General features: G+C 33.1%; 2 protein-coding genes and 1 pseudogene. 2 read left to right on the plus strand and 1 reads right to left on the minus strand.

Going from position 1 to position 1,922, the window contains the following annotated elements; all coding sequences use genetic code 11:
• Positions 1-511: pseudogene (locus QI30_RS20625) on the plus strand (alpha/beta fold hydrolase); the annotation flags it as partial.
• Positions 512-923: 412 nt separating this feature from the next.
• On the opposite strand, the gene QI30_RS21300 reads toward QI30_RS20625, so the two are convergent.
• Complete coding sequence (locus tag QI30_RS21300) at positions 924-1,205, minus strand: transposase family protein (protein ID WP_126992089.1); 282 nt, start codon at positions 1,203-1,205, stop codon at positions 924-926.
• A 149-nt stretch (positions 1,206-1,354) separates the two neighbouring features.
• Between QI30_RS21300 and QI30_RS19010 the strand changes: the two genes are divergently transcribed.
• Positions 1,355-1,922 (plus strand): VanZ family protein (locus QI30_RS19010; protein ID WP_148113897.1); only part of this gene is annotated, 568 nt, incomplete at its 3' end.

Consider the following 1,922-nt stretch of genomic DNA (forward strand, 5'->3'; position numbering starts at 1 on the left):
CTATTCCGAGGAAGTTAAAGCCATCATAGGAATAGATCCAACCTTACCACAGATGTCGGAATATTTTGGTGATGACGTTTTTCCTACTATGCCTAAATATACGGAATATATGGCACCAATAGGTATTGCTCGATTATTGGCATATGTAACGCCAGATAATATTCTGCCATTATCTGAAAAGGGCACATATACAGAGGTAAACTTAAAAATGGCAAAATCTATAGTTGCTGCGAAATACATAAATAAAGCTGTAGTTAAAGAGACGAACGAGATAAAGAATAACTTTGATTTAACAACAAATATGACATTCCCTTCTGACTTACCAGTGATGATTTTTACTCCAAAAGAGCAATATGTAGAGGGGAAGTCAAAAATAGATTTTTATAATACGCAATTACAAAATATAAAAAATAATAAATTAGTAGTTCTAGAAGGTCAGCATTATTTACATTGGACTCATTATAAGGAAATGAGCGAAAATCTGAATGAATTCGTAGAGGGGTTAAAGTAGATTAGAATAATGGAAAGGGAAAAGCTAGAGATTACATCAGCGCATGTGCGACGTTATTGGCTGAAATCCGATAGTAAAAACGGTCAAGTTGGCGTGGATTATTGTGATTACCGTATCGTTTAGAACTTAAATTTAAGCATCTCTCACCAGGTAAATGTCGAAAAGCACGGTAAAGACGCTCTAAGTAAGTTGTAGAAACGTTTGAAGATCGATTTCTGAAAAGGCTGCTCTAAATAGCTGAACGAATGCATAGACAGGTTGTGTACCCTGATAAGCAATTAAAGTAGATTGTAAAACTTGATGTTCTTTTTCAGTTAACTGTTCATAGAAACGCCAAAACAAAGTATTATTCTTTTATTTCCAACTTTTTTCGTAGTAGAAACCAGTGTATCCTTTTTTAATTTTAGTTGCTCTACAGTTTTTCTAACAGTGGAGTAACTCCCTTTATAACCTTTTTTCGATTTCTTTTATTACGCTGATAGGCTGGTGCAGCAGTTATTTCCGTAAAAATAATCGTGCTACACATAGCATTCAAGCAAAACCATTTCTGCAAGCGCAGATGCAGAAAGACTTTTTTTCCTGAAATAGGTAAGTCGCGAATTTTTCGTTTCGTGCTACTATGTCGACGCGTGCTGAGTTCTTGGCATTTAGGACAACAAGCGGATTTGGATCGTGAATGGAAATAAAAAAGCATGTGAGCATACGGTACACGTCTTTTTCAGATCCTATACCCGGGTAGTGATGTATGTAAGCATTCACTGACTATGTGTAAGAACCTAATTTAGCTTGCGAAATACAGTTATATATAATAATTTGTTTACACCTTATAAGGGGAATGCATCAATGGACGTAACAAGTATAATAAGGGGTCTTTTTCCTTGGATTATAACAGCATGTTGTATTTTTGGAATAATTGGCTTTTCATTCTTAATTTATCAGAAAAAAAGAGGTCATTTACACAAACAAAAAATATATTCTTTTATCACGCTTTTATTGTTGATTTGCTGGTTTACTATTGTGTTAGGTATAACAACATTGAGCCGAGGCGCCAATTATGAAAGTATGACCAATCTTAATCTGTATAGCGGTTATATTAATGCTTGGAATAATTGGTCTTTGACAGAATTTCAACTAATTATTTTTAATATTATAATGTTTGTTCCGTTAGGAATTTTATTACCATTTTACAATAAAAAATTTAACAGTTTTACCCCAGCACTAATAGTATCATTAGGAGTTACACTTTTGATTGAATGTATTCAACTTGTAACGCAAAAAGGTATTTTTGAATTAGATGATATATTTCATAACACATTAGGAGGTATTATTGGGTTCTATTTAATTATTGGTATTAGAGATTTTGTTCAACAAAGAAAATTGAAATCATTGATTAAAGCAATAGCACTCCCTA

Origin of the sequence: Candidatus Kurthia intestinigallinarum (genome assembly GCF_003991225.1) — a bacterium.
GTDB classification, from domain to species: domain Bacteria; phylum Bacillota; class Bacilli; order Bacillales_A; family Planococcaceae; genus Kurthia; species Kurthia populi.